Origin of the sequence: Paenarthrobacter sp. OM7 (assembly GCF_029873575.1) — a bacterium.
Lineage (GTDB): Bacteria > Actinomycetota > Actinomycetes > Actinomycetales > Micrococcaceae > Arthrobacter.
Map to the genome: position 1 here is coordinate 2602298 of NZ_CP123579.1, position 26230 is coordinate 2628527.

The following is a 26230-nucleotide window of genomic DNA, read 5'->3' on the forward strand; positions in this document are numbered from 1 at the left end:
CGAAGCTGGGACCAACTTGGATGGCACAAGGACCATTTGGGCTGTCAATCTACACAAGTGCCTAGAACTCCCAGTCCTCATCCTCCGTGTTGACAGCCTTGCCAATCACGTAGGAGGAGCCCGAGCCGGAGAAGAAGTCGTGGTTCTCGTCGGCGTTCGGGGACAGGGCCGACAGGATGGCCGGGTTCACGTCGGTGACGGACGCCGGGAACATCGCCTCGTAGCCGAGGTTCATGAGGGCCTTGTTGGCGTTGTAATGCAGGAACTTCTTGACGTCTTCGGCCAGGCCGACTCCGTCATAGAGGTCGTGGGTGTACTGGACTTCGTTTTCGTACAGCTCAAAGAGCAGCTCGAACGTGTAGTCCTTGATTTCCTGCTTGCGTGCCTCGGAAACCTTCTCCAAGCCCTTCTGGAACTTGTAGCCGATGTAGTAACCGTGCACGGCCTCGTCACGGATGATGAGGCGGATGAGGTCGGCCGTGTTCGTGAGCTTGGCGCGCGAGGACCAGTACATGGGCAGGTAGAAGCCCGAGTAGAACAGGAAGCTCTCCAGCAGCGTGGAGGCAACCTTGCGCTTCAGGGGATCGTCGCCCTGGTAGTAATCCATGACGATCTGCGCCTTCTTCTGCAGGTTCTCGTTTTCGAGTGACCAGCGGAAAGCGTCGTCAATCTCCTTGGTGGAGCACAGGGTGGAGAAGATGGACGAGTAGGACTTTGCGTGCACCGACTCCATGAAGGCGATGTTGGTGTACACGGCTTCTTCGTGCGGGGTGATCGCATCCGGGATCAGCGAAACGGCGCCAACCGTGCCCTGGATGGTGTCCAGAAGCGTGAGGCCAGTAAAAACGCGCATGGTGAGCTGCTGCTCATCCGGCGTCAGGGTGTGCCACGACTGGACGTCGTTGGACAGCGGCACCTTTTCCGGGAGCCAGAAGTTGTTGACCAGCCGGTTCCAGACTTCCACGTCCTTGTCGTCCTGGATTTTGTTCCAGTTGATGGCCTCGACGTGTGTCAGCAGCTTGACCTTTTCGGTCATTTCATCCCCTTAAAGCGATGGTTTTCTTGAGATAAGCCTACGACGGCGGGTGGAAACCCGCCGTCGTACTCTTTAGTTTTGAGTGCAGCCGGGGCCGCAACTAATCAACCGATAAAGGCTGATTACAGCATGCAGCTGACGCAACCTTCCACCTCAGTGCCCTCCAGCGCGAGCTGGCGGAGACGGATGTAGTAGAGGGTCTTGATGCCCTTGCGCCATGCGTAGATCTGGGCCTTGTTGATGTCACGCGTGGTGGCGGTGTCCTTGAAGAACAGCGTCAGGGACAGGCCTTGATCCACGTGCTGCGTGGCAGCGGCGTAGGTGTCGATGATCTTCTCGTAGCCGATTTCGTAGGCGTCCTGGTAGTACTCCAGGTTGTCGTTGGTCAGGTACGGAGCCGGGTAGTAGACGCGGCCGATCTTGCCTTCCTTGCGGATTTCAATCTTGGCGGCCACCGGGTGGATCGACGACGTGGAGTTGTTGATGTAGCTGATGGAACCGGTAGGCGGTACGGCCTGGAGATTCTGGTTGTAGATACCGTGCTCCATGACCGAGGCCTTCAGCTCGCGCCAGTCATCCTGCGTGGGGATGTGGTGGCCGGCGAAGAGCTCGGAGACGCGTTCCGTTGCCGGGACCCATTCCTGCTCGGTGTACTTGTCGAAGAATTCACCCGAAGCATAGGTGGACTTCTCGAAGCCGCCGAACTTCTGGCCGGTCTCGATGGCCAGGCGGTTGGAAGCGCGCAGAGCGTGGAACAGCACCGTGTAGAAGTAGATGTTGGTGAAGTCCAGGCCCTCTTCGGAACCGTAGTGGACGTGCTCGCGGGCAAGGTAACCGTGAAGGTTCATCTGGCCAAGGCCGATCGCGTGGCTCTGGGCGTTGCCCTGTGCGATGGACGGCACCGAGTTGATGTAGGACATGTCGGACACAGCGCTGAGGGCGCGGATGGACGTCTCGATGGAACGACCAAAGTCCGGCGAATCCATGGTCTTGGCGATGTTCATGGAACCGAGGTTGCAGGAAATGTCCTTGCCCACGGTCTCGTAGCTGAGGTCTTCGGCGTAGATGGACGGCGAGGAAACCTGGAGGATCTCCGAGCAGAGGTTGCTCATGGTGATCTTGCCGTCGATCGGGTTGGCCCGGTTCACAGTGTCCTCGAACATGATGTACGGGTAGCCGGACTCGAACTGGATCTCCGCGAGGGTCTGGAAGAACTCCCGGGCAGAGATCTTGGTCTTTTTGATCCGGGAATCGTCAACCATCTCGTAGTACTTCTCGGTCACCGAAATATCGGAGAACGGGACACCGTAGACCTTCTCGACGTCGTACGGGGAGAAGAGGTACATGTCCTCGTTCTTCTTGGCGAGTTCGAACGTGATGTCCGGAACCACAACACCCAAGGAGAGCGTCTTGATACGGATCTTCTCGTCGGCGTTCTCACGCTTGGTGTCCAGGAAGCGGTGGATGTCCGGGTGGTGTGCGTGCAGGTATACGGCACCTGCACCCTGGCGGGCACCGAGCTGGTTTGCGTAGGAGAAGCTGTCTTCGAGGAGCTTCATCACGGGGATGACGCCGGAGGACTGGTTTTCGATCTGCTTGATCGGAGCACCGTGTTCACGGATGTTGGTGAGAGAAAGCGCTACACCGCCGCCACGCTTGGAGAGCTGGAGCGCGGAGTTGATGGCGCGGGCGATCGACTCCATGTTGTCTTCGATGCGGAGCAGGAAGCAGGAGACGAGCTCGCCGCGCTGTGCCTTGCCGGCATTGAGGAACGTAGGCGTAGCAGGCTGGAAGCGGCCGTCGATGATCTCATCGACGAGGCGGTTGGCCAGGTCTTCGTCGCCGCGTGCCAAGTGAAGGGCAACCATGCACACGCGGTCTTCGTAGCGCTCCAGGAAACGCTTGCCGTCGAAAGTCTTCAGCGTGTAGGACGTGTAGAACTTGAAGGCGCCAAGGAAGGTTTCGAAGCGGAACTTCTTCTTGTATGCGCGGTTGAAGAGGTCGCGGATGAAGTTCATCGTGTACTGGTCGAGGGTTTCGCGCTCGTAGTACTGGTTCTTCACCAGGTAATCGAGCTTCTCTTCCAGATCGTGGAAGAACACCGTGTTGTTGTTCACGTGCTGCAGGAAGTACTGGTGCGCAGCCTCACGGTCGGCTTCGAACTGGATCTCGCCGTTGGGGCCATACAGGTTCAGCATGGCGTTGAGCTCGTGATAACCCAAGCCCTTGAAAGCCTCAGGCAGCGGCTTCTTGACCGTGTCCACAGCGCCCCCGGTTACTTCTGTTTCTGCGACAGTTGTGTCCAAAACTTTTCCAGCCCTTCGTTGACCCGCTGAACGTCTTCCGGCGTTCCCATGAGTTCAAATTTGTAAAGATGCGGCACTTTGCACTTGACGGAGATGATGTCTCCCGCCGCGCAGTAGTTGTCCGCGAAATTGGTGTTCCCTGCTCCGATAACACCGCGGATCAGTTCCCTGTTCCTGGAATCGTTGAGAAATCTGATGACTTGCTTCGGCACGGAACCTTCGCCGTTTGTTCCGCCGTAAGTGGGCAGTACAAGGACGAAGGGTTCGAGGGCTCGAAGCGGGGCATCCTGGGCGTATAGCGGGATGCGCGCCGCATCCGTACCCAATTTTTCGACGAATCGTTTGGTGTTCTCGGAGGTCGAGGAAAAGTAGATGAGGTGACTCCTCGTGGTCACAGCTTCCGCAGCATCGCGTACGGGTGCCGCTGCCAGCGGTGCCATGGGAGTCACCTCGACTACATAGGAATTCTTAGTGTGCTGTGGTGGCGAAGTTTGGATGAAACTTAGGCCACGGAGGAAACGGCCTGGGCCAGTTCCTCGATCTTGTCCGGGCGGAAACCAGACCAGTGGTCCTGCTCGGTTACGACGACCGGAGCCTGCATGTAGCCCAGTGCCTTGAGGCGCTCGAGGGCCTCGGCATCCTGGGAGATGTCGACACTCTGGTAGGCAATGCCCTTCTTGTCGAGTGCCCGGTAGGTTGCGTTGCACTGAACACAGGCCGGCTTGGTGTAAACCGTTACGGTCATGATCCCTGTCCCCTTAGTTGAAGTCTGTCGCTCTTCGTATCTGGCGGGCTCAACCGGAACTAGCTACTGAATCCGATACCGGCCCGCGGGCTGCCGTGACAGCCAACACGCTCTGATTTTGTCTTGTGCTGGTTTCCCGCTCAATCCGTAAATCGATACTACATGTAGTGCAAGCGTCGAACTGGAACCCCAAGATGATGTATTACAAGTATGTCATTCAATCCACCGCTCGTCCACAGGCGTGGGCCCTCAAAATGTCCGTGATTCCGCCAAATTGAGAGATGTCATCCACACCCTGTGGACTACTTAGCCACATTTAATCTCCAGCGTGTCGCCCGGATACGGCGTGTCGTGACACTTTGAAAATGTGGCGTGGCGAACAGCTAAAATCTGCTGATGGTCAATCTCCTCCACCTCCGGACGCTGATGGAAGTAACCCGCTTGGGTTCCTTCGCTGCTGCCGCCGCCCAGCTTGGCTACACAGCCTCGGCAGTCTCCCAACAGATGGCCGCGCTGGAACGCGATACCGGCGTCGAGCTTTTCCAACGGTCGGCGCGGAGCGTTGTCCCCACGGAAGCTGCCGTGACCATGACCCGGCACGCATCGAAGGTACTGACAGACGTCGAAGCCCTCATGGCTGCCGCTTCACGAACCAACGACTCCCCCGCGCAGGAACTGAGGCTTGGCATCTTCCCCAGCCTTGCCACCTACGTGTTGCCGGAAATCCTCCGGAACGATCGGTGGAACGGGCTGGGCATTGAGCTCCGTGTCTCCGTGGCGGAGCCCGCCCAAACCATCCAGGGACTGCGCAGCGGCGGCGAACTGGACGTGGCGCTGGTCTACCAGGTGGGGCAGTCCGGACTGGCCTGGCCACACTCCCTGGAACGGCAGTGGATCGGCGACGACGACTTCAGGGTGGTGCTGCCTGCATCCTGGAAAATCCGGGAGGACGCCGAGATAGAAGCCGCTCACCTGTCCGACATGCCGTGGATCGTCCACCACCCCGGCACCAGCGACGCCCTGGTGATCGAGCGCCTGTTCGCCAGCTGCAACCTCCATCCACGGGTGGTGGCGTACAGCGACGACTTCCACGCCAGCTTGGAGATGACCGCCGCCGGCCTGGGTGCCTCGCTGGTACCCGAACTGGCGCTCCGGAACCGGCCATCCGGCGTCGTGGTCCTTGACGTCCCGGACATTCGGCTGGCGCGCAACGTCTTCGCACTGCTCATCAACGAAAAGCGGACGGCGCAAGTGCAGTTGTTCACACAACTGCTGGCCGACACCCTCCGGGAGACGTCGGGTAAGAGCGGACTTCACCCCTTGAAAACCGCGCCTGTCAAGGCCCCGCAACGGCGCCGGTGAAATATCCCCAAGTGCTGGAACCCGCCGGTTGATGGGGTTAGATTGATCACATGGGCAAGGTAGCGAGCAAACATTTTGGGGAGATCGAGCTCAACCACGGGCGTGAACATTGCTTCGTCGCAAGACACGAACTCGCCGGCAACCAGTTGGAGCTGGACCTCAATGTCACCGCGCACGACCACTTCGATGAGGCCGCCATGCGCAAGGTGGACTACAGGTTGCGCTTCCTGCCCGAACTCGTGGACCAGGTCAGGGAAATGATTGCCGAAGAGCTTGACCAGGACGGCACCAATCCCCAGCAATTCCTGCATTTCCATAGCTCACAGCTCAAGGACGAGCAGCTGGAATCGGTCTTCGGCGTCCGGGACAAGGGCCAACTAACCAATGATGTGTTCCTGAAGGCCCTCAAGCTCGGCCACGTAGCCATCTACCCCGGACAGCCTGAGCGGTATTTTGTGCTGGACTTCACCCTCGGATCTCATTTCACGGACGAACTCCTGGTGGTCGCAGCCGACGAAGACGGCGTGGTGGATGACGAAATCCTCTGGGAGTAGCCAGCAACACTTAACAGCGAACGACGGCGGCCGGTCACCTCATGGTGGCCGGCCGCCATCGCTGTTGTCCGATGTGAGTCCAAGGATTCGTGAACTTTATTCACCCATACGTTCACCATGGCCTGTCAACGCGAGGGCCATCGTCAGGACTGCGCAGGTATTCTCCGCGTTCCTGCCCCTCCGAGCGTTCCCGTTGGGCTCGTTGCGCGCTCTCCTCCAACTGTTTGAGCTGTTCCTGTGGAGGCGTGGACGGGGATTCCCCGGAAGGCTGCTGCGCCGTGCCGCTTTGCGTCTTTCCTTCGGCGATTTTGTTCGTGAGCCGGTCCTCCGCCGCGTCAAGGGCTGCGCCCTCCCCTGCGGCGTTGGCGGGACCAACAGCATGGCATTGCGGCGGTGATGCTTCGGCGACAGCAAGTCCTTCCGCAAGCAGCCGGGCCGCAGCGTCACCGTCCCCTGCCGCGTCCCCCAATTTCTCGATGCTCAGGACAAGGTTGACCCGGACTTTGCACTCGTCATCACCTGGGCCGAGCCGCAAAGCCGTCTCGAACTCTTCCCGTGCAGCGGCGAAGTCACCGGCCAGCACCCGGGCGTCCCCGGAGGCGAACGACGCCTTGTGCGGCTCCACGAAGTTGGCTACATGGAGCCAGGAGGCAGCCCGGGCAACGTCATTTTCCTGACCGGCTGCGTAGGACTCCGCGGCTGCACCACCCAGGACGCCCACACCCAGGAGTTTCGCGGCAACTGCGAGCGCCAGCAGGGCCGCCGGCGCGGACCACAGCGCAAGGCGGAGTCGCCGTCGTCGTACGTCGTGGGTCATGGGGTGCGCTCCTTTGCTGCTGCAGGCCGGAGGTTCAGGAGTGCGGCGAGGTGGCGCAGTGGTTCGTGCAATGCCAGCAGGAAGGCAGCCAGGGCGAGGAGCCAGTAGAGCTCAATGCGTCCGGGGGTGTCCGCGTCGCTGATAGTGAGGACATCTGGCTGGGCTTTTGCAAGCATGTCCGACGGCGGCTCTGTCCCGGTCCGGTGTGCGTAGGGGAGGCGGAGTTGCTCGGCGATAGCGCGGAGTTGGTCTTCGTCGATGCGTGAAACGGCGTCCTGCGTGGTGTCGGAGCTGCGGTCCTTGAGGTAGCCGGCGTCGGCATCCGGGGTTTCCTTCATGCGTCCTCCCTGAGGGGTGCCGTATCCAAGGACTGCTCCCCCGGCTACGTTGGCGGCGTCCATGGCCGCTGGCCGCTCGGCGCTGGTGTTCTCGCCATCGCCGGCGTAGAAGACCAGAGCAGGCCTGCCCGGGTGTTGCTCCTTGGCCGCGGCAAGCCGGTCTTTGAGGAGCTGTGCCGCACCGGTGACGCTGCTTCCCTTGGCGTATCGGGCGTTTTGGGGTTGGAGCGTGGTCATGGCAGTCTGCAGCGCGGTGGCGTCGCGGGTGAGGGGCATTCGGACGGTGGCCTGGTTGTCGAACGTGATCAGGGAGAATTTGGCACCGGCGAGCTCCTTGGCTATCGCCATGACATCACGTTGGGCCCCCGTCAGGCGGGTACTGGAGCCGTTGTAGTCTTCGGCTGCCATGCTGGTGCTGGTGTCCACCACGAAGAAGACGTCCATCTCCGCGGTGGCGGTGTTGGCCTGTCCACCGGGCCAACCCGGCCGGAGCGCGGCAAGGAGCAGAAGCACGACGGCGGCGCCCCGCAACGCTGCCGGCCTCGCGTTCCGTGTCAGGGCCAGCACGGTGAACATCAGCATGGCGGCGAAGGCCAGGACCAACAGGGGCCATGGAAAGACCGGTGCAAACGTCATGGTTCCAGCCTCCATCCGACCACCAGCATGCCCGTTCCGGCAAGCAGGGCAATCCCGAGCGGCCAGGCGGGAGCATCGGCTACTACCGACTGAGGAGCTGCCCGGTAGCTGGTGGCTTCTGTTTCCTGCACTTTCCCCACAATGCCCGGCACGGCCTCAGCGCCGTCCACGGTGAAGTAGGCGCCCTGGGTACCCTCAGCGGCAGCCCTGAGTTGGGCACCGGGTTCATCAGGTTGGTTGCCGTAGTCCATGTCGCTGGGGTTCAGGGCATAGACCTTCACGTTTTTGTCGACTGCCAGTGCTGCTGCTTCCTGCAGGCTGAAGATCGGCTCGCCGGAGAGGAAATTGTCAGTGGCCAACACCACGGACCGCGAGCGCTGGGCATCGGTGGCGCCTGCGTCATCGGGAAAGCTCTGCACGCAGGACGCCAGGCCGTCGCCGATCAGCGAGGAGCCTGCGCCGTTCCACGTGCCGTCGAAGAAGGATCCTGCCCCGCTGTCCAAGGCTTCCTTGGCTTCGGCGAGCTGTTCGGCGGCGTAGTCGTAGTCGTCCGTGAGGGGAAAGAGTTGCACGCTGCTGCTGTCGAAGATGACCATGCCGATCCTCTCGCCGTCGAATTCCTTGGCGAGTTCCTGGAACACGGTGGCTATGGCGGCATCGGTGCTGGTCATGGATCCGGACACGTCCAGGCAGAGCACGATGTCCCTGTTCCGGATTTCCGGTTGCTCCGTGGCGCGCAGGACGGGCCGGGCGGCAGCTGTAGCGGTGGCGGCGAGGAATACGACACCCAGCGCCACTGACACCATCAGCCGCAGCCGGTACCTGCGTAATGCGTGCTGGTACTCCGGCAGGTCGGTCAGGCGGTCTCCGTGCGCGACGGGCCGGGTCCGTGGAGGACGACGACGGCGGTACAGCCAGGCGCTGATGGCCACCGCTGCTGCGGCAAGGGGAAGGATCCACCAGTAGCTCAGTTCCATCCGATCACCACCTGTCGCGCAGTCTCTGCTGAGTGCCCCACGGGGTGGATTGGCACACGGGAGAATTCGTTGGGGTAGATGCCCGCGATTCCTTCAGCAAGTTCCTCGAGACCTTGGCGGCGGAGATCTTCCAGCGTCATGGACGTGACGGGTAGCCCCGTGGCTGCCCCGGCGAACTCCCGCACGAGGAAGCTAAGTCTTTGGTGGGCGTCGCGCACTGGTATCCGTCCGGCGTCGGCGTCTTCTGCTGTGGCGTTGATGGCCGCGAGGCACGCAGAACGCAGGGCGTCCAGGTCCTGCTGTGGCGGTCCTTGTCCGGCTGGTGGTCTCCGGCGAATGGGCCGGAAGATCCAGGCATACCAAGCACCCACCACCACCACTATCAGCAGGCCGGCCCAGAACCATTGCGGCTGATACTGCAGTGGCGCGTAGAAGCCGGCATCATCCTGCACGATTGCCACCTCCACCGGAACCCCTGGCAGTTGGCCCACCCGAACGGTGCTTCTCAAGGAGTGCAAAGACGGCAGGCAGGACGTCCGCACTGCCTGAGGTTTGTTCCTCGGCTATGCCCAATCGGCGGAAGATGGAGCTGCGACGTTCTCCGCGTTCCACCATGGCAGCTTCATAGGCTGCCTGGATCTTGCTGTCGGCGGCCAGCAGCGCGGGGATTCCCTGCCCGGTGCCCACATCCGTACTGTTCGTGGCACCTTTGTCTGCCACCGGTGTGAGGTTCGCGTCCCGCACTGTCAGCCACAGGACTTCGTGCCTGGCCCGAAGCCTGCGCATCAGCCCCTCAGTACGGGCATCGGGCATGAACTCGTCCGTCACGGCAACCACGAGCAGGCGCCCCTTCAGGTATCTCAGGACGTAGTCGAGTTGCTCCGCGAGGGAACTGGGCGGCCCGTCCAGGACGACGCCCGCATCGACCTCCTGCAGCAAGCGTTCCAGGTGCTCCTCGCCGCTGCGGGGAGGTACATACCGGGTTGTGGTCTCGTTCCCGTGCAGGAGGCCGACGTCGTCACCGTGGCGACACGCCAGATACCCCAGCACTCCGGCTGCCTGCACAGCGATGTCCTTCTTGGATTCACCAGACAAAGCCTGGGCAGCCATGGTCCGTCCGGTATCCACCAGCAACAGCACCGAGTGACGGCGAACCGCCACATACCGCTTGACCAGGGGCGATCCGTGCCGTGCGGTGGCTTTCCAATCAATATCCCTGACTTCATCTCCAGGAACGTAGGCCCGCAGTTCATCAAAGTCCAGGCTGCGGCCTGTGAAAACGGAGCCGTATTCACCATCGAGCAGGGTCAGTGTCCTCCGGTGGGCGAAGATGAACATCTTCGACTTAACCCGGCGAAGCAGGCTGGGCACGCGTAGTCCCCGCTACGGTGTCTGGACAGACGCCACGACGGCATCAATGACAGTTTCCACCGGGACGCCTTCAACCACAGCATCGAACCCGAGAATGATGCGGTGCCGCAGGATCCGGTGGGCGAGGTTTTTGACGTCCTCGGGAATGACGTGGTCTCGGCCGTTCAGCAAGGCCAGGGCCCTGGCTGCCTGGCTGAAGGCAATGCTGGCCCTGGGGCTGGCGCCGAACTCCACCAGGTTGGCGAGCTTGGGCTCCAGATATTGGGAAGCATTGCGGGTGACGTAGGCAAGGCCCACGATGTACCTGACGATCGCGGGGTCGATGTAGACCCGTCGCACGAGGTTCTGGACCTGGACAACAGCGTCCAGTGAGGCAGCAGCCGGCGGCTTCTGGTCGGCATCGAACACACCGGCGTCAATCCGGCGGATGACTTCGGCTTCCTCGGCCGGACTCGGGTAGTCCAGGACGTCCTTGAGCATGAAGCGGTCCATTTGGGCTTCGGGGAGCCGGTACGTCCCTTCCTGCTCGATCGGGTTCTGTGTAGCCAGCACCAGGAACGGCTGCGGCAAAGGGTAGGACTCGCCACCGATGGAGGTCTGCCGTTCCTGCATGGCCTCGAGCATGGCACTCTGGGTCTTCGCGCTGGATCTGTTGATCTCATCCAGGAGCACGATGTTGGCATGGACCGGGCCCAGCTGCGTGATGAAGGTTCCTTTGGCGGCATCGAAAATTTGTGTGCCTGCGATGTCACTGGGCAACAGGTCGGGAGTGCACTGGATCCGGCGGAACTCCGCGCTGACCGATTCCGCGATGGCCTGGGCCGCAGTGGTCTTGGCAAGGCCCGGCACACTTTCTAGCAGCACGTGGCCGCCCGTCAACAAACCGATGACCAAGGTCTCGCGGAGCCTGGACTGGCCCACCACTTTGTTCTCGAAACTCCGGATAATGCTGCCCACGAGTTGTTGGGCACGGGCCATGTCCGGTGCGTCGATACCGGCCGTGGCTGTGGTCTGTTGCACTCGTGGTCCCCTCGCTGGCGTCTGACGTCTCCCGGCAGGCAGCCGGCAACAAAGCCGGGATCAGTGCTTCCGCCTGCATGGGCCACTCTATCGAAGCCTGCCCTGTTCAGGGCCGCAATGGGGACCCCTCCCCATGCAGCCCTCCGAGGTCTATCCTTTTGCCATGCATCAGCTACCAGCCGCCTATCAGAAGTACCTCGCCGCCCAGGACCAGCACGTCATCGACGCCGTTCGGCCCGTCCTCCTGCAATCAGCCGCCGACGAGCGCCACGGGGTCCGGATCACCTACAACACAGGCTCTACCGGACATCAGGCCCACCTGGACGAGTCCATACCGTACGGCGAGATCATCGAGGACATCGACTGAGCGCCGCTAACCCTTCATAGCCCCAGACAGGGCAAAAGAGTTCCCCATGCCCCGGGACACCAACGCGTAGAGCAGCAGCACCGGGACCGAGTACAGGATGGAAAACGCTGCCAACTGGCCGTAAGCGACCGCTCCGTGCTGACCGAAGAAACTGAAGATGGACACCGCCGCCGGTTGCTTGCCCGGTGACAACAACAGGATGAAGGGAACAAAGAAGTTTCCCCACGCCTGGATGAAGACAAAGATGAACACCACGCCCAGCCCCGGCCTCATCAGCGGCAGGACGATGGTACGCAACGCCGCCATGGCTGACGCCCCGTCCATCCAGGCCGCCTCCTCCAGTTCCAAAGGAACCGAGTCCATGAAGTTCTTGGTCATCCAGATCGCCATGGGCAAAGTAGTGGTCGCCATGAAGAAAATAGTGGCTGCCATGGAATCCAACAGGTGCAGTTGGACGAACAACCCATACACGGGCACCATAATGGCCGTCACCGGCAGCGAGGTGCCGAACAGCACCGTGTACATGAACGGCTTGTTGAACCGGGACTGATATCTGGACAACGGATAAGCGGCCAACACAGCAGCAAGAAGGTTCACCACAGCCGTACCGGCAGACAACCACAAGCTGTTGGCCAACGGCTGAAACAGCAGCTCAGGAGTCAGCACCGCACTGAAGTTGGCGGTCGACGGCGCCGATGGCACCTTGGTCTGGTATCCGGCCTGGGGATCGACGGCGGCCAGCAGCAACCACAATAAAGGCGCCACAAAGCAGACACCGATCACGGCCAAGGCGATATCCGCACCCAACCTGTCCCTGGAACGGGCGGTGCCGCCCGTCGTCGTGCCTGGTGCCTTCTGCCGCGCTCGCAGTCCCTTGGTGGTCACGGGCGACGCTCCCTCAGGAGCCGAACGTAGAGCGCACCGAACACCATGCCCAGCAGGATCAGGACCGACGCCACCGCCGTTCCATAGCCGATGTCACCAAACTTGAACGCCTCCTGGTACGCCAAGACCGGCAAAGTGGTGCTGGCGTTGGCAGGACCGCCCGCTGTCATCACCCAGATGAGGGTGAAAACGGCCAGCGTCTGCAGCGTAATCAACATCAGGTTGGTGGTGATACTGCTCCGGATCAGAGGCAGGGTAATGAAAGTGAGCCTTTGCCACCCCCGGGCGCCGTCCATGAGCGCGGCCTCGGATATATCCCGGGGTACGTCCGCTAAAGCCGCCCGGTACACCAGCATGGAAAAAGCGGTGCCGCGCCAGGTATTGGCCAGGATGATCGCCACAAGGGGGAACGAATACAGCCAGTCCACGCCGTCGACACCTACGATGCCGGCCAGTTGGTTCAGAGTTCCTTCCCGGTTGAAGTAGGCATAGGCGGCAAACGCAGCCACAATTTCCGGGAGGACCCAGGCCGCAACAACTGCCGTACCCACCACGGAGGAGACCACCTTCCGTGAACGCGTCATCAGCAGCGCAATCAGCAGGCCCAGCACATTCTGCCCCAACACCGCCGACGCCGCGACAAAGACCACGGTCAGCCAGGCCGACAGCGGAAACGAGTCATCGCTGAACATCCGGGCGTAGTTGTCGGCGCCCACCCACTGCGGGTCCTGCGCCGCTTTGCCCGTCAACGACGCATTTGTGAAGGACGCATAAAAGGACCAAGCCACCGGGGCCACGAGGAAAAGCAGGAGCAACAGAATCGACGGAACTACCGGCAGGAGCCGCAGGATGCGGCGGATGGTCATTTCTCCAGGACCTTGTCCTCACCCACAAGCTTCCGGACGGTGGCATCGTATTCTGCCGCGGCATCCTCGGGGCTTTGCTTGCCCGTTATTACTGACTCCGTGGCCACTTGGAGTGCAGTGGAAATCTTCGGATAGTCAGCAGTGGCGGGCCGGTAATGCGTTACGGCCACCAGGTCCGAGACATCCTTGACGAACGGGTTGGCCGCCAAATAATCCGCTTCCGCGGCGACATCGGTCCGGACGGCAATCTGCGAATTGTTGATGTCGTACGCCAACGCGTTCTTCTTGTTCAGAGCAGTGGTGAGGAACTGGAAGGCAAGGTCAGGGTTCTTGCTCTTCGCACCCACCGCAAGCGTCCAGCCGCCGGACATACTGACACCTCCGGGCTCCTGGCCATTCCTGGTGGGGAACATCGCGACGCCCATGTCCTGCTCATATCCTGCCCACTCGTACGCCCCACCCTTTTGCCAGAACGACGGCGTGTAGGAACCTTCCACGGTGGCCGCCAGTTTGCCTTGCGGGAACCACTCGCCAAAGACCTTCTTCCAGACGTTGGCATCCAAGGCCTCGGCGGGGCTCACTGCGAGTTTTTCGTCGTAGAGGGTCTTCAAGAACGCCAGTGAGTCAGTAAATCCCTGGGACCCGACTACCCACTTCCTGGCGTTCTCGTCATACAAGGTGCTGTCTGTCCCGTAGAGGAGTTCATAGAAGCCCTGCATGACTGTGCCCTCGCCGGTCCCCTTGCCTGCGTACATGTTGAAGGCGATCACGTTGGGATCGGATGCCTTCACTGCGCGGGCCGTGGTCAGGATGTCATCCCAGGTCTTTGGCTGCCAGGGCAAAGAAATGCCCGCCTTTTGAAGGACTGCCTTGTTGTACCAAATAGCTCTGGTGTCCGTACCGAGCGGCACCGCATAAATACTGCCGTCATCTGCCCGGCCGGCCGCTTTGGCTGCTTCGTTGAACAGGGACCAGTCGTCCCACTTCTCAAGGTAGCCATCAAGCTTAAGGAGGTACCCGGCGTCGACGTCCGAACGGACCTTGAAGGTGTCCTCATAGAAGACATCCGGTGCCGTTTCCGCGGAACGCTGGGCCAGGGCAAGCTTGGTTCCGTAGTCGTCGTCGTTGGCTTGGATGGGCTGAAGCTCAACGGCAACCCCGGAGTTGGCTGCCTCGAACTCCTTCTTGGCGTCCTGCATGACTGCGTCGAGGGCAGTAAAGGCATCCGTCTTCTGATAGACGATCTTCAGCGTCTTGTTCCCGGCCGCGTCAGGCGCAGGCGAACAGGAGCTGGCTGCCACAAGGACGGCGGTGGCTGAAGCGATGGCGGCAAACTTCCGCGCCACGTGTTTGATACCGGCTAACTTCATCGGGCGGCCCATGGTGCTCCAATCCGTCAAACGTCGTGCTGATTCAGCCTTCCAGAAGGAGCCGCTGGGCCCGCGGTGCCAGCATGTGCTCCAGGACGAGACATGCTGCACCGATGGCGCCCACGTCCTCGCCCACTCCCGTGCCTACAACTTCCAGGTCATGGATCATGCGGGCGGCATTGTTCCTGTCCAGCAGTTCCGGAACCCGCTCCAGGAAGTAGGGCGACATACGGCCCCAGAAGGGACCACCGAAAACCACGCGCTCCACATCCAGGGTATTGGTCACTACGGACACGGCACGAGCCACAAGAGTGGCCGATTTGTCCAGAATGGCAATGGCTTTTTGGTTCCCGGCGTCGGCTTGGTCGCACAGCGCTGCAAAACGTTCCTGGACCTCGGGGCCGTCTGCCCCCTCACGGTGACCGTCCAGGACACCGGCTGCTTCGGCTTCGGCCACCAGGACCTGAGGGATGCAGGAGGACTTAACGCATCCGTGCAGTCCGCAATCGCAAAGAGGTCCGGAAGGGTCAACCACGATGTGGCCGATTTCGCCGGCGTTGCCGGAGGTTCCACGCACTACTTCATCGTTGAGCACGATTCCGCAACCGATGCCGGTACCCATGTACATAAAAACAAAGCTGCCGGCACCGCTCGCGCCTCCGGCCCAGGTCTCAGCAACAGCTGCACTGGTGACGTCCTTGTCAACCAGGGTCTCCAGCCCGGTGGCTTCGCTCAGGGCCTCGCGGATACGCACCCGATTCCACCTGGTCAGCAGGGGCGGCTCCACTACAGAGCCTTCATCCAGGTCAATCGGTCCAGGGACGGCAACGCCAAGACCAGCGATCTTGGATGCGTCCACGCCCGATTCTTCGACCAGGACCTTGATTTGCGCGGCGATGCTGGTGATCACGCCGGCGGGGTCCCCGCCAGGGGTGGACATCCGGGAATGCCTGACGACGTCGCCCAACAGGTCAAGGACCACGAAAGTGATGACGGCCGGGTCCAGATGGACACCGACGGCGTACATCCCAGCCGGGTTCAACCGAAGGATGGTCCGCGGCTTGCCCGGCCCCGATCCTTCCTTGCCGGCTTCGACGATCAGCTTTTGATCCAGCAGGCGCCGGGAAATATTGGAAATGGTTTGGGGGGAAAGTCCAACAATCTGTGCCAGCTCCACGCGGCTGAGTCCCTGCGCTGACCGCCGGATCGCCTCCAGAATGACGGTCAGATTGAAGTCCCCCATACGGGGTAGATTCGTTCCGCGCCTCGGTGTCGGCTGCCGGATCTCAGTCACTGATGCCCCTCGTCATTCGGAAAAACTTGGTCGGGTTTAGTCTCTGTCTGCATCGTACGATACGCACAGCCCCACAGGTACGAGCACACGCTGGCGACGAAGTCAGGGGTTGGTAACGATGCCACTGAATTGTATGTGACAGCTTCCTGCACCGGCCCTTGATGACGGTGACCTCAGGATTTGAGGCTGCGTGTCACCGTGAATTTGGGGTTGCGGCCTTCCTCCGACGTAGGTCCAATAAGCCGTTCCAGCGCACCCCGGTACTGCAAGTGACTGTTGTAGACGGTCCACAACTCCCCACCTGGCGCCAGCACACGTCCGGCGGCCTGGAACATCTTCAGCGCAGCGCCTGCATGGACACTGGCCCCTACATGAAACGGCGGGTTCAGCAGGATGAGGTCCGCGCTGCCGGGTGCAAGCGTGAACATCGCGTCATCATGAAGGACGGCCACCCGATCCCCCACACCATTGGCCGCCGCCGTACCCCGGGCCGAGGCAACAGCAGCAGCGGATTGGTCCGTTGCCACCACGTTCGCCTCCTCATGGCGCCGTGCATACATGGTGGCCAGGATCCCCGTGCCACATCCCAGGTCCACCACGCGGCGGGCAGCCGGCATCCGGTCCAGGAAGGTCAGCAGGTAACGCGTCCCAATATCCAGGCGGGCTCCGGAGAAGACTGCGCCATGAGCGCAAACCGTGATTCCCAACTCCTGCAATGGTTCCACAACGGGGAATGGTGGTGTGTCCGGAACCGGTTGGGGATCCCGGGCAATGAGCACCCTGGATTTCTGGCGGGCGAGTTGTGGTTGGACAGTGGAGAAGTACTTCTCCAGGACTGAATTCATCCCGGTGGACATATGTTTGACACGGCCGCCTGCCAACACCACCGTATCCGGCGCTGCGAACCGCGCAACGGCGTCGGCGGTTTCCTCCAACTCAGCGAGCGACTTCGGCAATTGAACAAGTACCAGCCCTGCATTGCCGAGCAATTCCGGGCCTAAACCGTGCTGCGTGAAACGGCCCTCGAGACCTGCTGCAGCTGCGTTGCGCTCCAACGCGAGCCGCCCCGTGACAAGGTCTTGGTGAACACGGACATGCCCGACGCCGAGTCCCACCAGCGCACCCAGCGTCAGGGCACCGTAACGGTCGCCAATGACGACAACCCCGGTTTCCTGGCCTACCATTTCTGCCGCTGTCTCCAGCAAAATCCGGTCAGTGGCGTCGTAGGCCTGCAAATTCTCCGCTTCGACGTCCGGGAGCCTGCTCAAGGAGCCAAACAGGGTCTCCAGTTCCAATGCCGTCACGATGGAGGTTCTCACTTTCGTTGCGTTTTTGACTCGACTTTGCCAGTGCTTGGGAGGAACCTGAAAGTGCAGCACCTAAACACCTGGCTGTCCCGTCAGTTTGGTTGAACCATCACAGAGGCGGCCGGCACACGTCGCGGTGACAAGGGAGCCAGGCACCGGGACCATCCATCATCCGGCTCCCCCTCCCCTGCGAGAAGCCATGAGTGTCAATGTTGTCACGAACCTTGAAGTAAAGTCCCACAACTCTCCCGACGAAACGCGCCGCCCGGATAAGACCGTTCTGGACCTCGTCACCGTAGGAGAATACACAATCGGCCGTATGACCTTTGAGCCCGGTTGGACCTGGGCTGACTGCATCAAACCTGTGGTGGGCACCGACTCCTGCCAGTTGAGCCACGTCGGATTCTGCGTTTCCGGCAAGTTGGACGTTGAAACCGACGACGGCGGCCAGATCAGTATCGCTGCCGGCGACTCCTACACGATCCCGCCGGGCCACAATGCCCACGTTGTAGGCGACGAACCGTTCCAAGGTGTCGAGTTCGTCAGCGGCGCCGAGTTCGCCCGCCCGCCTGGATAAGGAGATTCGGTTTTCAGTACATGCAAAAAGACCCCGCTCAAGTGAGCGGGGTCTTTTTCCGAAGTGGAGCTGAGGGGACTCGAACCCCTGACCCCCTGCATGCCATGCAGGTGCGCTACCAGCTGCGCCACAGCCCCGGATTTGTTGATTTTCCGGTGAAGTTTTTCTCTTCCCGTCGAAGCAACTCGTCAATACTAACCACAATCCATCGAGAAGCGAAATCGGCCAACCGTGAACTGCGTCACCCCCGGGGCCGCGGCTTACCAATGAAACCCGGCAGCCGAGGCGCGCTGGACGAATCCACCGCGCCTCCCCCCAAACCGGCCGCCTGGGAGCGTGCTGTCATCCAGCTCCGCCCCCATGAAGTCTAAGATCGATACCTTCAGAAACCAAACTGTCCAGTCGGTTTATTTGACTGACCCGGCCGCGCCCGGTGATAGCGTTATGGGTTCCGGAGGTGCCACTGCCAGCATCCCCTGCCAGATCATCCGACCCCACCACATCGCTCGAAAGGTCAGCCACTACCGATGCAGCAACGTGCGCAGGACACCCGACTGGCAGTCATTGAAGGCGCAGCCCGCGTCTTCGCTGAGATTGGGTACGGAAACGCCAGCCTGGCTGACATCACCAAGCGCGCGGGCGTGACCAAGGGCGCCCTCTACTTCCATTTCACGTCCAAGCGGGAGCTTGCCCTGGCGGTCATCGACGAACAACACGCCTTGGTCCAGTCGGCGGGCTCGGAGATCGCCGGTTCCGACAACACTGCCTTGGAAAAGATCATCAGCCTCTGCAGAATGTTCGGGCAGCAGTTGTTGGATGAACCGATAGTGCAAGGTGGTATCCGGCTCACCTTTGAAGCCTCCGCATTCCAAGCTGACGTTTCCGCCCCGTATCAGGACTGGATCAACACCACCCACCAGTTATTGGCTCAAGCCCAGACGGAGGGGGATGTCCGGGCCGATCTGGATGCCGCTGCCTTTGCCCGATACCTGATTGCATCCTTCACCGGAGTCCAGATGGTTTCCGAGGTTCTCACCGCGCGCGCCGACGTTATGGCCAGGATCGAACAAATGTGGGAATTCATGCTGCCAACCCTGACATCAGGCGCTAGGACCCAGCCGCAGGTTCCATGACCCGCTGATCACCCAACTGCGTGAGCCCGGTACAGCCAGCTGGATCAATTGATTCCGGGTACAAGAAAGGTCCTGCTTTCTTGACGAAAGCAGGACCTTTGATTGTGGAGCTGAGGGGACTCGAACCCCTGACCCCCTGCATGCCATGCAGGTGCGCTACCAGCTGCGCCACAGCCCCATATTCTTGCTGCTTCACGTTCAGCATTTCAGCCATCCGCGCCGAAGCAACTCAAATATCTTAGAACAGCATTTCCGAAAATTCCAAATCGGGCATATTCGGTTGCCGTAGCTTCTAGTGCTCTGAGTCCTCCGCGGAAACAGCCTTGGCGGAGGCATCGTCACCGAGCTCCAGATCCACCACAGGGCAGTCCTTCCAGAGGCGCTCCAGTGCATAGAACACGCGATCTTCTGCGTGCTGGACGTGGATTACGATGTCCGCATAATCCAGCAAGACCCAACGGCCTTCGGAGCGGCCCTCACGACGCACGGGACGGAGATCCTGCTTGAGCAGTTCTTCCTCGATGCCATCGACGATTGCGTTAACCTGGCGCTCAGTGGGAGCAGACGCGATAAGGAAGATGTCAGTAAGCGCCAAGCGCTCGCTCACATCAAGCGCAACAATGTCTTCGGCGAGCTTATCGGCCGCTGCACGCGCTGCGTGACGGGCGAGGGTGATGGATTGTTCATGTGCAGACACGGGGACTCCTTGTTGTGGCCGGTGGCCTTGGTTTGGCGTTTGCCGGGATAAAGCGGAACTAGCCGCTGGTGATCATGATGATGCCGACGATGAGCGCAACCAGGCCCATGGCCAAAACACCGTATTGCAGGAGCCTGTTGCGCTGAGCCCGTGCCAGTCCTGCAGTATTGACGTCCAACGGATCAAGTCCGTAAGCCGTACTGGCAGAAACGGGCGGGCGCTGCGTCTCTTCGCTGCGCTCCACAGGTGCAGCAGGCTTCTTCCTGGCGGACCTGGCTACAGCTTCCGCCCGGGCAAGAACTCCTGCGCGGCCTCGGGATCCTGGCTTCTTGACCTGCGACGGGTCATCCAGAGTTGGACCTGCCGAGGTGATCAACGGTACGAACGTGGTACTGGGACGCTTCATGACCGGACGCTCAACACCAGGAACCTTGACGAACTCCAAAGGAGTCACCATGGCCAGGTTGTTGGCCGTGGAAGGGCCTGACGTGGCCGCCGGAGACTTTGCCTGCTCGACCTTGCCCTGCTCAGCCTTGTTCTGCTCGGCAAGCTTCTGCTTGGCTGCAGCTCGTTTGTTCAACACCGCCGCACGTTCGGCAAGGGCAATCTGCTCCGCCAACACCGCTGGATCAACAGCCAACGGATCCTGCTCGGCGATGTGTTCCAGCTTGGACGTCTGGTTCTGAACCTGCGCCGCGATCAACTCACGGACTGCAAGGGCCTGCTCAACGGACATTCCGGACTCCGTGGCGGCATCCGGAGCCTTGTCCTTGGGCGTGTTCTTCTCTGCGGGAGTTTCGTTGACGTCCCCGGCTGTGGCAACCTCGGGCTTTGCCATGCCGGGCTTGGTGGTCGCGGACTTCGTAGCGTCGGCGTTTCCGGCGTCATCAGTTGGAGCACCCGGCTTTGCAGCTTCCTGCGCGGAACCCGGCACTGGAACGATCGGGTTCATTGACGTGGCAACTTCGGCCTGGAGCTGCTGAAGCCGCAGCTGGCGCCGCGTGGGAGGCCCACCTCCGGAGAGCTGTTCTTCCTTGTCCGCGAGTTCCTTGATGGTCCGGAGGGCTGCACGGTCACGTGCCCGGACCTGAGAGGATCGCTCTTGCGCGGCGGTTCCTACAGCATCCACCGGACCATCAGCGGCACGGCGGTTACGGGCAGCGGGGCGGTCAGACCCAGCCGGACGGTCAGCGCCAGCAGCGGCACTTGTGGTGGGGGCCTTGGAATCCACGCCGGCTTTTGCCGGCACCTTTGGCTCCGCGGCAGGTTTCGGCTGCGCCGTCGGTTCCGCGGTGGCTTCTGGTTGCGCGTCCGGCTGCGCAGTGGCATCCGGGTGCGCAGTGGCATCCGGCTGCGCGGCGGCGCCCGACTGTTCTTCCCGGGCGCGGCGAAGCTCACGCCTGCTGCGGATGGGTCGCTGTTCCTGGCTGCTCATTCAAAACTCATTCAGTACGTGCTTGGTCGTCTGATCCGGACAGTGCGGGCGTCAGCTCCCCTGCCACGGGCTGGGGCGCGTACAGACCATACTTTGCGATGTATTGCACCACTCCGTCCGGCACCAGGTACCAGACGGGATTGCCTGCGCCCACGCGGATCCGGCAATCCGTGGAGGAGATCGCCATAGCCGGAACTTCGAGCAAGCTGACGTCATCAGTCCGTCCGAGGTCGTTCAGTTCATGTCCGGGACGGGTCACCCCGACGAAGTGCGCCAACGACCACAACTCGTCCACATCTTTCCAGGACAGGATCTGGGCCAAGGCGTCCGCACCGGTGATGAAGAACAGGTCCGCGTCAGGACGCTGGGCCCGCAAATCACGCAGGGTGTCTATGGTGAACGTTGGGCCGGGACGGTCAACGTCAACCCGGCTGACAGTGAACCGTGGGTTGGATGCCGTGGCAATCACTGTCATCAGGTACCGGTGCTCCGGCTCGCTGACAAGTTTGTGCGACTTCTGCCACGGCTGTCCCGTCGGCACGAAAACCACTTCGTCGAGTCCGAACTTGGCTGCTACTTCACTGGCAGCCACAAGGTGGCCGTGATGGATTGGATCAAATGTTCCACCCATCACGCCCAGCCGAAGCCTGCGCCCCGACTCCCCACGTGGTGTTGCGGCAATAATGTTAGTGGCCCTGCCCGTGGGTGTGCTTGTTCGGGTGCTGGCGGTGCGGATCAGCGTGCTCTTCAACAGCCTCGTGGCGGTTGCCCAGGTTGGTGTAGGACAGGGTGACGAACAGGAGGACCAGCATCAGGGCAAACATCACGATGCCGAAGACCCACGGCTCTGCCCACAGGGGTGCGAGTTCCTCGTGGCCGCCGCCTTCAGTTTGGGCGGCAATGGACGTGGCGATCTGCTGAAACAGCATCTTCTCCCCTAGTTGGTTCTCAAATGTTTGCACGGCGGGGCATCCCGACGTTCCGGACTTCTGTTCTATGTTACAGCGTTGCTAGCTGCGGACTTGGCCTTCACCCTGGACGATCCACTTGGTGGTGGTCAACTCCGTGAGGCCCATGGGACCCCGGGCGTGCAGCTTTTGTGTCGAAATGCCCACCTCGGCGCCGAGGCCCAGTTCACCGCCGTCGGTAAAGCGCGTGGAGGCATTGACGATCACGGCAGCGGAATCAATCTCTGCGATGAACTTCTCGGCGTTGGCAAGGTTGTTGGTGAGGATCGCTTCAGTGTGTCCCGTGGTCCACGTGCGAATGTGGTTGACGGCCTCATCCAGGCTGTCCACCATGGCCACTGCAAGGTCCAGGTCCATGTATTCGGTGGCCCAATCGTCGTCGTCAGCGGGAACGGTTTCAACGTCCCTGCCCAAGGCAGCGGCGATCCTCTCGTCCACATGGAGCGTCACCCCTTGTGACCGCAATGCCTTGGCAACAGCAGGAAGCACCGTTGAGCCCGAGTGCACCAGCAGGGTCTCAACTGTGTTGCAGACGCTGGGACGCTGTGTTTTGGCATTGAGGAGGATCTCCACAGCCATTTCTTCATTCGCGGACTCGTCGATGAAGATGTGGACGTTGCCTTCGCCGGTCTCAATAACGGGTACGGCAGAGTTGGTGACCACCGTCTGGATGAGGTCCCGCCCGCCCCGCGGAATGAGGACGTCCACGCGCCCGCGGGCACGCATCAGCACGTTGGCACCTTCGCGGCCGTACTGGTCCACGGTCTGGACAGCATCGGCCGGCAGGCCCACCGAATCCAGTGCTTCCCGAAGGATCCGCACCAAAGCCTCATTGGTGTTCGCCGCAGCGGACCCGCCACGAAGAATCACGGCGTTGCCGCTCTTGAGGGCCAAGCCTGCGATATCAACGGTCACGTTCGGGCGGGCCTCATAAATGGCGGCCACAACGCCCATGGGTACGTTGACCTGGCGCAGGCGCAGGCCGTTGGGGAGCGTCTGTCCGCGGACTACGTTGCCTACGGGATCCGGCAGGCCTGCCAGATTCTCCAGGGCCGCAACCAAGCCATCGATCCGGGCAGGAGTCAGCGTGAGGCGGTCCAGGAGCGCTGCGGACGTGCCATTGGCGCGACCTGCGGCAACGTCCTTGGCGTTGGCCTCCAAAACATGCTTCCGGTTCTCCACCAAGGCTGTTCCAATGGCACGGAGCGCACGATCCTTCCAGGCACGGTTCGCCTGGCCCATCCGGCGGGCAGCCTTGCGGGAACGGTCGGCAATGGCATGAACGGCGGCCTGGACATCCTCCGGGGAGAGCGGAGCGCCGCCTGCCACAGGGTTCTCCGGCGTTTGTCCGGCAACACCGGAAACGTCGGAGATCACAGGGGCATCAGGGGTCAGCGCTTCAGTCATGCTCCAAGTTTAGATGAGCGGGGCGTCCGCAGGAGCACCAGATCATCAACATGAACAACTTCGCGGTCGTAACCCCGGCCCATCGCCTGGCCGAGCTCCTGGGTAGTGCGGCCCAGCATGCGCGGAAGTTCCTCCGAAGAGTAGTTCACCAGCCCACGCGCCAGCACGGTTCCGTCATGGGCAACCATCTCCACGGGATCGCCGGCTTCGAAATCACCGCTGACCTCCGAAATGCCCGCGGGAAGGAGTGACCTGTGCCGTTCGCGGACTGCTTTAACAGCACCGTCGTCGAGCATTAAGCGTCCCTGAACCGTCGCCAGGTGCGCCAGCCACAGGAGGCGCACCGGCTTGCGGTTGCCATTGACGGAGAACCAAGTCCCCACGTCCTCCCCCGCCAAGGCGGCCGCGGCATTGGCCGTTGACGTCACCAAAGCGTGGATGCCCGAGCCGGCAGCGATCGACGCCGCCTCAACCTTGGTCATCATTCCACCGGTTCCGACGCCGGCCTTACCAGCCTTGCCGATGGTGACGTCCTCAAGGTCCTGAGGACCCTGAACCAACGGAATACGCTTGGCACCCTGGGACGGCGGGCCGTCATAGAGGGCATCGACGTCGGACAGCAGTACCAGCGCATCCGCGCGGACCAGGTGGGCTACCAAAGCGGCCAGCCGGTCGTTGTCACCGAAGCGGATCTCGTGCGTGGCCACGGTGTCGTTCTCGTTGACCACTGGCACCACGCCAAGGTTGAGCAGGCGGTCCAACGCCCTGAAAGCGTTGGTGTGCTGCGTGCGGCGCATGAGGTCATCCGCGGTCAGCAGCACTTGGCTGACGGTGACGCCGTGGGCACTGAATGCCTGTGTGTAGCGGGCCATCAGCAATCCTTGGCCTACACTGGCGGCAGCCTGTTGCGTTGCCAGGTCCTTGGGTCGCTTGGCCAGTCCCAAAGGTGCCAGGCCCGCAGCGATGGCCCCCGAAGAGACCAGAATGATCTCGGTGCCGGCGTTGCGCTTGTCCGCCAGGGCGTCCACCAGTCCCGCAAGGGATTTCTCGGAGATACCGCCCTTGATGCTGGTCAAGGAAGAGGACCCCACCTTGACCACAATCCGCTTGGCGGTGGCGAGGGCCTGGCGTTCAAGGCCTTCGGCCGTGGCCGGAACGTCGACGGTCCTAGTCGTCATCACCGGCGTCCAGGGTACTCTCCCTCACGGTCTGTGCGCGGCGGCCGCTGACGGATTCGGTCCAGATGCCGGCCTTGCGTTCTGCTTCAAGCTCGGCACGGGCGGCGGCCTTGGCTTCGCGGCGCTCAATCTGCTCATCGCGCTTCTGCGAACGTGTAGGACGGTCGCCAATGTCCGCAACGCGGATGTCGGTACCGCGGGGGGTTGCCAGGAGTTCGGCGCCGGCCATCATGGTGGGCTCCCAGTCGAACACCACGCCGTCGTCTTCACCGATGACCACGGTGTCGCCAGGCTTGGCGCCAACCTTGAAGAGCTCAGTTTCCACGCCCAGCTTAGCCAGACGGTCGGCAAGATAGCCGATGGCTTCCTCGTTGGTGAAGTCGGTCTGCTTGACCCAGCGCACAGGCTTTTCGCCCAGAACGCGGAACAGCGGCTCGAGGTTCTTTTCTTCGCGGCGGATCTTGAAACCGGACTCGTTGACCGCACGGGGCCGCAGAACCGGCGGTGCAACCTTGGGGGGTGCGATTGCCACGGCATCGCGCGCTGCCTTGACGATCTCCGCCATGGCAAATCCGAGCTGGCGCAGGCCCTCGTGGCTGGTTGCCGAGACTTCGAACACGCGGTAACCCCGCGCTTCCAGGTCGGGACGAACGAACTCAGCCATGTCCTTGCCATCGGGCAGGTCAACCTTATTGAGGACAACCAGCTTGGGGCGCTCGTTCAGGGGAACAACTTCGCCGTCAACACCGGCGTAACTCATGTCAACCGCGTACTTCTCCAGCTCGGCCTCAATGATGGCGAGATCGGACAGGGGATCCCGGTCCGACTCCAGGGTTCCGCAGTCAAGGACGTGCACCAATGCCGCGCATCGTTCAACGTGCCGCAGGAAGTTGTGCCCGAGTCCCTTGCCTTCGCTGGCACCCTCGATCAAACCGGGGACATCGGCAATGGTGAAACGGACTTCTCCCGCCTGGACCACGCCCAGGTTGGGAATGAGCGTGGTGAACGGGTAATCGGCGATCTTCGGCCGGGCAGCAGACATGGCTGCGATCAGGCTGGACTTGCCGGCAGAGGGGAAGCCGACCAACGCGATGTCCGCAATGGACTTCAGTTCCAGGACGATGTCGCTGGATTCGCCTTCGATGCCCAACAGGGCAAAGCCCGGCGCTCGGCGCTTCTGGGAGGAAAGGGAAGCATTGCCCAGGCCGCCTTGGCCGCCGGCAGCTGCGACGTATTCAGTACCCTCACCCACGAGGTCTGCCAGGACTTCGCCGTCCTTGGTCTTGACGACGGTGCCGTCGGGGACCGGAAGAATCAGGGTCTCGCCGTTCTTGCCACCGCGCCAGTCGCCCATGCCCGGGCCACCATTGGTGGCGTGGCGGTGGGGTGCATGGTGGTAGTCCAGCAGCGTGGTGGTCTGGGCGGACACCCGGAGGATGACATCGCCGCCATTGCCGCCGTTGCCGCCGTCGGGGCCACCGAGGGGCTTGAACTTCTCCCGCTTTACAGAGACACAGCCGTGGCCGCCGGTTCCGCCGGATACGTGCAGGACTACCCGGTCTACAAAGCTCGCCACGTGGATCT

Annotated in this window: 27 protein-coding genes and 2 tRNA genes; 5 read left to right on the forward strand and 24 right to left on the reverse strand. The window is 61.7% G+C overall.

Translation table 11 applies throughout. The features are described 5' to 3' along the window. Positions 1-61 precede the first annotated feature (61 nt). From nrdF to nrdH, 4 genes are all read right to left on the reverse strand, one after another. A complete protein-coding gene (nrdF, locus tag QEH68_RS11970; protein ID WP_011775019.1) occupies positions 62-1036 on the reverse strand; it encodes a class 1b ribonucleoside-diphosphate reductase subunit beta in 975 nt (324 codons plus the stop codon). A 122-nt stretch (positions 1037-1158) separates the two neighbouring features. Beyond that, a complete protein-coding gene (gene nrdE, locus QEH68_RS11975) occupies positions 1159-3279 on the reverse strand; it encodes a class 1b ribonucleoside-diphosphate reductase subunit alpha (RefSeq protein WP_207597569.1) in 2121 nt (706 codons plus the stop codon). Between the two features lie 32 nt (positions 3280-3311). Further along, complete coding sequence (gene nrdI / locus QEH68_RS11980) at positions 3312-3782, reverse strand: class Ib ribonucleoside-diphosphate reductase assembly flavoprotein NrdI (RefSeq protein WP_207593714.1); 471 nt, start codon at positions 3780-3782, stop codon at positions 3312-3314. Between the two features lie 62 nt (positions 3783-3844). After that, positions 3845-4087: a glutaredoxin-like protein NrdH gene (gene nrdH / locus QEH68_RS11985; protein ID WP_011775022.1), complete on the reverse strand. Its 243-nt coding sequence runs from the start codon at positions 4085-4087 to the stop codon at positions 3845-3847. A gap of 396 nt (positions 4088-4483) precedes the next feature. Between nrdH and QEH68_RS11990 the strand changes: the two genes are divergently transcribed. Together QEH68_RS11990 and QEH68_RS11995 are read left to right on the forward strand one after the other, a co-directional pair. Beyond that, positions 4484-5449, forward strand: coding sequence for a LysR family transcriptional regulator (locus QEH68_RS11990; protein WP_207593715.1), 966 nt, complete (start codon positions 4484-4486; stop codon positions 5447-5449). Positions 5450-5499: 50 nt separating this feature from the next. Continuing rightward, positions 5500-6003 carry a DUF2004 domain-containing protein gene (locus QEH68_RS11995; protein ID WP_089595277.1) on the forward strand — a complete coding sequence of 168 codons (504 nt, stop codon included), beginning with the start codon at positions 5500-5502 and terminating at the stop codon, positions 6001-6003. A 112-nt stretch (positions 6004-6115) separates the two neighbouring features. On the opposite strand, the gene QEH68_RS12000 is transcribed toward QEH68_RS11995, so the two are convergent. The 6 genes from QEH68_RS12000 to QEH68_RS12025 are packed head-to-tail and all read right to left on the reverse strand — an operon-like array spanning position 6116 to position 11162. Further along, positions 6116-6820: a hypothetical protein gene (locus QEH68_RS12000; protein WP_280622964.1), complete on the reverse strand. Its 705-nt coding sequence runs from the start codon at positions 6818-6820 to the stop codon at positions 6116-6118. Beyond that, positions 6817-7794 carry a VWA domain-containing protein gene (locus QEH68_RS12005; protein ID WP_280622965.1) on the reverse strand — a complete coding sequence of 326 codons (978 nt, stop codon included), beginning with the start codon at positions 7792-7794 and terminating at the stop codon, positions 6817-6819. The genes QEH68_RS12000 and QEH68_RS12005 overlap by 4 nt, the downstream gene beginning before the upstream one ends. Further along, the gene (locus QEH68_RS12010; protein WP_280622966.1) at positions 7791-8771 is read right to left on the reverse strand and encodes a vWA domain-containing protein; all 981 of its coding nucleotides are present in this window, start codon (positions 8769-8771) and stop codon (positions 7791-7793) included. Before QEH68_RS12010 ends, QEH68_RS12005 begins: the two co-directional genes overlap by 4 nt. After that, positions 8762-9223 carry a hypothetical protein gene (locus QEH68_RS12015; protein ID WP_280622967.1) on the reverse strand — a complete coding sequence of 154 codons (462 nt, stop codon included), beginning with the start codon at positions 9221-9223 and terminating at the stop codon, positions 8762-8764. Before QEH68_RS12015 ends, QEH68_RS12010 begins: the two co-directional genes overlap by 10 nt. Continuing rightward, the gene (locus tag QEH68_RS12020) at positions 9213-10142 is read right to left on the reverse strand and encodes a DUF58 domain-containing protein (RefSeq protein ID WP_280622968.1); all 930 of its coding nucleotides are present in this window, start codon (positions 10140-10142) and stop codon (positions 9213-9215) included. The genes QEH68_RS12015 and QEH68_RS12020 overlap by 11 nt, the downstream gene beginning before the upstream one ends. A 12-nt stretch (positions 10143-10154) precedes the next feature. Then, positions 10155-11162: a MoxR family ATPase gene (locus QEH68_RS12025; protein WP_280622969.1), complete on the reverse strand. Its 1008-nt coding sequence runs from the start codon at positions 11160-11162 to the stop codon at positions 10155-10157. Between the two features lie 133 nt (positions 11163-11295). On the opposite strand from QEH68_RS12025, the gene QEH68_RS12030 reads away from it, so the two are divergent. After that, positions 11296-11529 (forward strand): hypothetical protein, encoded by a 234-nt coding sequence (locus tag QEH68_RS12030; RefSeq protein WP_089595283.1) that lies wholly within the window; start codon positions 11296-11298, stop codon positions 11527-11529. 6 nt (positions 11530-11535) lie between these two features. On the opposite strand, the gene QEH68_RS12035 is transcribed toward QEH68_RS12030, so the two are convergent. The 5 genes from QEH68_RS12035 to QEH68_RS12055 all read right to left on the reverse strand — a co-directional run bounded on the left by QEH68_RS12035 (position 11536) and on the right by QEH68_RS12055 (position 17263). After that, positions 11536-12336, reverse strand: coding sequence for a carbohydrate ABC transporter permease (locus QEH68_RS12035; protein WP_242703630.1), 801 nt, complete (start codon positions 12334-12336; stop codon positions 11536-11538). 74 nt (positions 12337-12410) lie between these two features. Next, on the reverse strand, positions 12411-13280 hold the full coding sequence (locus QEH68_RS12040; RefSeq protein WP_280622970.1) for a sugar ABC transporter permease: 870 nt from the start codon (positions 13278-13280) through the stop codon (positions 12411-12413). After that, positions 13277-14650 carry an extracellular solute-binding protein gene (locus tag QEH68_RS12045; RefSeq protein WP_280622971.1) on the reverse strand — a complete coding sequence of 458 codons (1374 nt, stop codon included), beginning with the start codon at positions 14648-14650 and terminating at the stop codon, positions 13277-13279. The genes QEH68_RS12040 and QEH68_RS12045 overlap by 4 nt, the downstream gene beginning before the upstream one ends. A 43-nt stretch (positions 14651-14693) precedes the next feature. Further along, positions 14694-15893 carry an ROK family protein gene (locus QEH68_RS12050; protein WP_242703319.1) on the reverse strand — a complete coding sequence of 400 codons (1200 nt, stop codon included), beginning with the start codon at positions 15891-15893 and terminating at the stop codon, positions 14694-14696. 224 nt (positions 15894-16117) lie between these two features. After that, a complete protein-coding gene (locus QEH68_RS12055) occupies positions 16118-17263 on the reverse strand; it encodes a class I SAM-dependent methyltransferase (RefSeq protein WP_280622972.1) in 1146 nt (381 codons plus the stop codon). Positions 17264-17450: 187 nt separating this feature from the next. Between QEH68_RS12055 and QEH68_RS12060 the strand changes: the two genes are divergently transcribed. Further along, entirely contained in the window at positions 17451-17828 is a 378-nt protein-coding gene (locus tag QEH68_RS12060; RefSeq protein WP_089595289.1) for a cupin domain-containing protein, read from the forward strand. Positions 17829-17892: 64 nt separating this feature from the next. On the opposite strand, the gene QEH68_RS12065 is transcribed toward QEH68_RS12060, so the two are convergent. After that, positions 17893-17965 (reverse strand) — tRNA-Ala (locus QEH68_RS12065). Positions 17966-18355: 390 nt separating this feature from the next. On the opposite strand from QEH68_RS12065, the gene QEH68_RS12070 reads away from it, so the two are divergent. Further along, positions 18356-18961 (forward strand): ScbR family autoregulator-binding transcription factor, encoded by a 606-nt coding sequence (locus tag QEH68_RS12070; protein ID WP_280622973.1) that lies wholly within the window; start codon positions 18356-18358, stop codon positions 18959-18961. Between the two features lie 105 nt (positions 18962-19066). Here the strand turns inward: QEH68_RS12070 and QEH68_RS12075 are convergent. The 8 genes from QEH68_RS12075 to obgE form a co-directional block, all read right to left on the reverse strand. Beyond that, a tRNA-Ala gene (locus QEH68_RS12075) sits at positions 19067-19139 on the reverse strand. 114 nt (positions 19140-19253) lie between these two features. Beyond that, a complete protein-coding gene (gene rsfS, locus QEH68_RS12080) occupies positions 19254-19658 on the reverse strand; it encodes a ribosome silencing factor (RefSeq protein ID WP_091553904.1) in 405 nt (134 codons plus the stop codon). 58 nt (positions 19659-19716) lie between these two features. After that, complete coding sequence (locus QEH68_RS12085; RefSeq protein WP_280622974.1) at positions 19717-21093, reverse strand: hypothetical protein; 1377 nt, start codon at positions 21091-21093, stop codon at positions 19717-19719. Between the two features lie 7 nt (positions 21094-21100). Further along, the gene (nadD, locus tag QEH68_RS12090) at positions 21101-21724 is read right to left on the reverse strand and encodes a nicotinate-nucleotide adenylyltransferase (RefSeq protein WP_242703321.1); all 624 of its coding nucleotides are present in this window, start codon (positions 21722-21724) and stop codon (positions 21101-21103) included. Between the two features lie 55 nt (positions 21725-21779). Then, positions 21780-22022 carry a hypothetical protein gene (locus QEH68_RS12095; RefSeq protein ID WP_089595294.1) on the reverse strand — a complete coding sequence of 81 codons (243 nt, stop codon included), beginning with the start codon at positions 22020-22022 and terminating at the stop codon, positions 21780-21782. A gap of 81 nt (positions 22023-22103) precedes the next feature. Next, positions 22104-23468: a glutamate-5-semialdehyde dehydrogenase gene (locus QEH68_RS12100; RefSeq protein WP_280622975.1), complete on the reverse strand. Its 1365-nt coding sequence runs from the start codon at positions 23466-23468 to the stop codon at positions 22104-22106. Beyond that, the gene (proB, locus tag QEH68_RS12105; protein WP_280622976.1) at positions 23465-24646 is read right to left on the reverse strand and encodes a glutamate 5-kinase; all 1182 of its coding nucleotides are present in this window, start codon (positions 24644-24646) and stop codon (positions 23465-23467) included. The genes QEH68_RS12100 and proB overlap by 4 nt, the downstream gene beginning before the upstream one ends. Next, positions 24636-26222, reverse strand: coding sequence for a GTPase ObgE (gene obgE / locus QEH68_RS12110; RefSeq protein WP_280622977.1), 1587 nt, complete (start codon positions 26220-26222; stop codon positions 24636-24638). Before obgE ends, proB begins: the two co-directional genes overlap by 11 nt. Positions 26223-26230 lie beyond the last annotated feature (8 nt).

Excerpts from the sequence above, each read along its gene's own strand:
- nrdF (WP_011775019.1), bottom strand. The coding sequence starts at position 1,036 with ATGACCGAAAAGGTCAAGCTGCTGACACACGTCGAGGCCATCAACTGG.
- nrdI (WP_207593714.1), bottom strand. The coding sequence starts at position 3,782 with ATGGCACCGCTGGCAGCGGCACCCGTACGCGATGCTGCGGAAGCTGTG.
- nrdH (WP_011775022.1), bottom strand. The coding sequence starts at position 4,087 with ATGACCGTAACGGTTTACACCAAGCCGGCCTGTGTTCAGTGCAACGCA.
- QEH68_RS11990 (WP_207593715.1), top strand. The coding sequence starts at position 4,484 with ATGGTCAATCTCCTCCACCTCCGGACGCTGATGGAAGTAACCCGCTTG.
- QEH68_RS11995 (WP_089595277.1), top strand. The coding sequence starts at position 5,500 with ATGGGCAAGGTAGCGAGCAAACATTTTGGGGAGATCGAGCTCAACCAC.
- QEH68_RS12000 (WP_280622964.1), bottom strand. The coding sequence starts at position 6,820 with ATGACCCACGACGTACGACGACGGCGACTCCGCCTTGCGCTGTGGTCC.
- QEH68_RS12005 (WP_280622965.1), bottom strand. The coding sequence starts at position 7,794 with ATGACGTTTGCACCGGTCTTTCCATGGCCCCTGTTGGTCCTGGCCTTC.
- QEH68_RS12010 (WP_280622966.1), bottom strand. The coding sequence starts at position 8,771 with ATGGAACTGAGCTACTGGTGGATCCTTCCCCTTGCCGCAGCAGCGGTG.
- QEH68_RS12030 (WP_089595283.1), top strand. The coding sequence starts at position 11,296 with ATGCAGCCCTCCGAGGTCTATCCTTTTGCCATGCATCAGCTACCAGCC.
- QEH68_RS12040 (WP_280622970.1), bottom strand. The coding sequence starts at position 13,280 with ATGACCATCCGCCGCATCCTGCGGCTCCTGCCGGTAGTTCCGTCGATT.
- QEH68_RS12045 (WP_280622971.1), bottom strand. The coding sequence starts at position 14,650 with ATGAAGTTAGCCGGTATCAAACACGTGGCGCGGAAGTTTGCCGCCATC.
- QEH68_RS12050 (WP_242703319.1), bottom strand. The coding sequence starts at position 15,893 with ATGGGGGACTTCAATCTGACCGTCATTCTGGAGGCGATCCGGCGGTCA.
- QEH68_RS12060 (WP_089595289.1), top strand. The coding sequence starts at position 17,451 with ATGAGTGTCAATGTTGTCACGAACCTTGAAGTAAAGTCCCACAACTCT.
- QEH68_RS12070 (WP_280622973.1), top strand. The coding sequence starts at position 18,356 with ATGCAGCAACGTGCGCAGGACACCCGACTGGCAGTCATTGAAGGCGCA.
- QEH68_RS12085 (WP_280622974.1), bottom strand. The coding sequence starts at position 21,093 with ATGAGCAGCCAGGAACAGCGACCCATCCGCAGCAGGCGTGAGCTTCGC.
- nadD (WP_242703321.1), bottom strand. The coding sequence starts at position 21,724 with ATGGGTGGAACATTTGATCCAATCCATCACGGCCACCTTGTGGCTGCC.
- QEH68_RS12095 (WP_089595294.1), bottom strand. The coding sequence starts at position 22,022 with ATGCTGTTTCAGCAGATCGCCACGTCCATTGCCGCCCAAACTGAAGGC.
- QEH68_RS12100 (WP_280622975.1), bottom strand. The coding sequence starts at position 23,468 with ATGACTGAAGCGCTGACCCCTGATGCCCCTGTGATCTCCGACGTTTCC.
- proB (WP_280622976.1), bottom strand. The coding sequence starts at position 24,646 with ATGACGACTAGGACCGTCGACGTTCCGGCCACGGCCGAAGGCCTTGAA.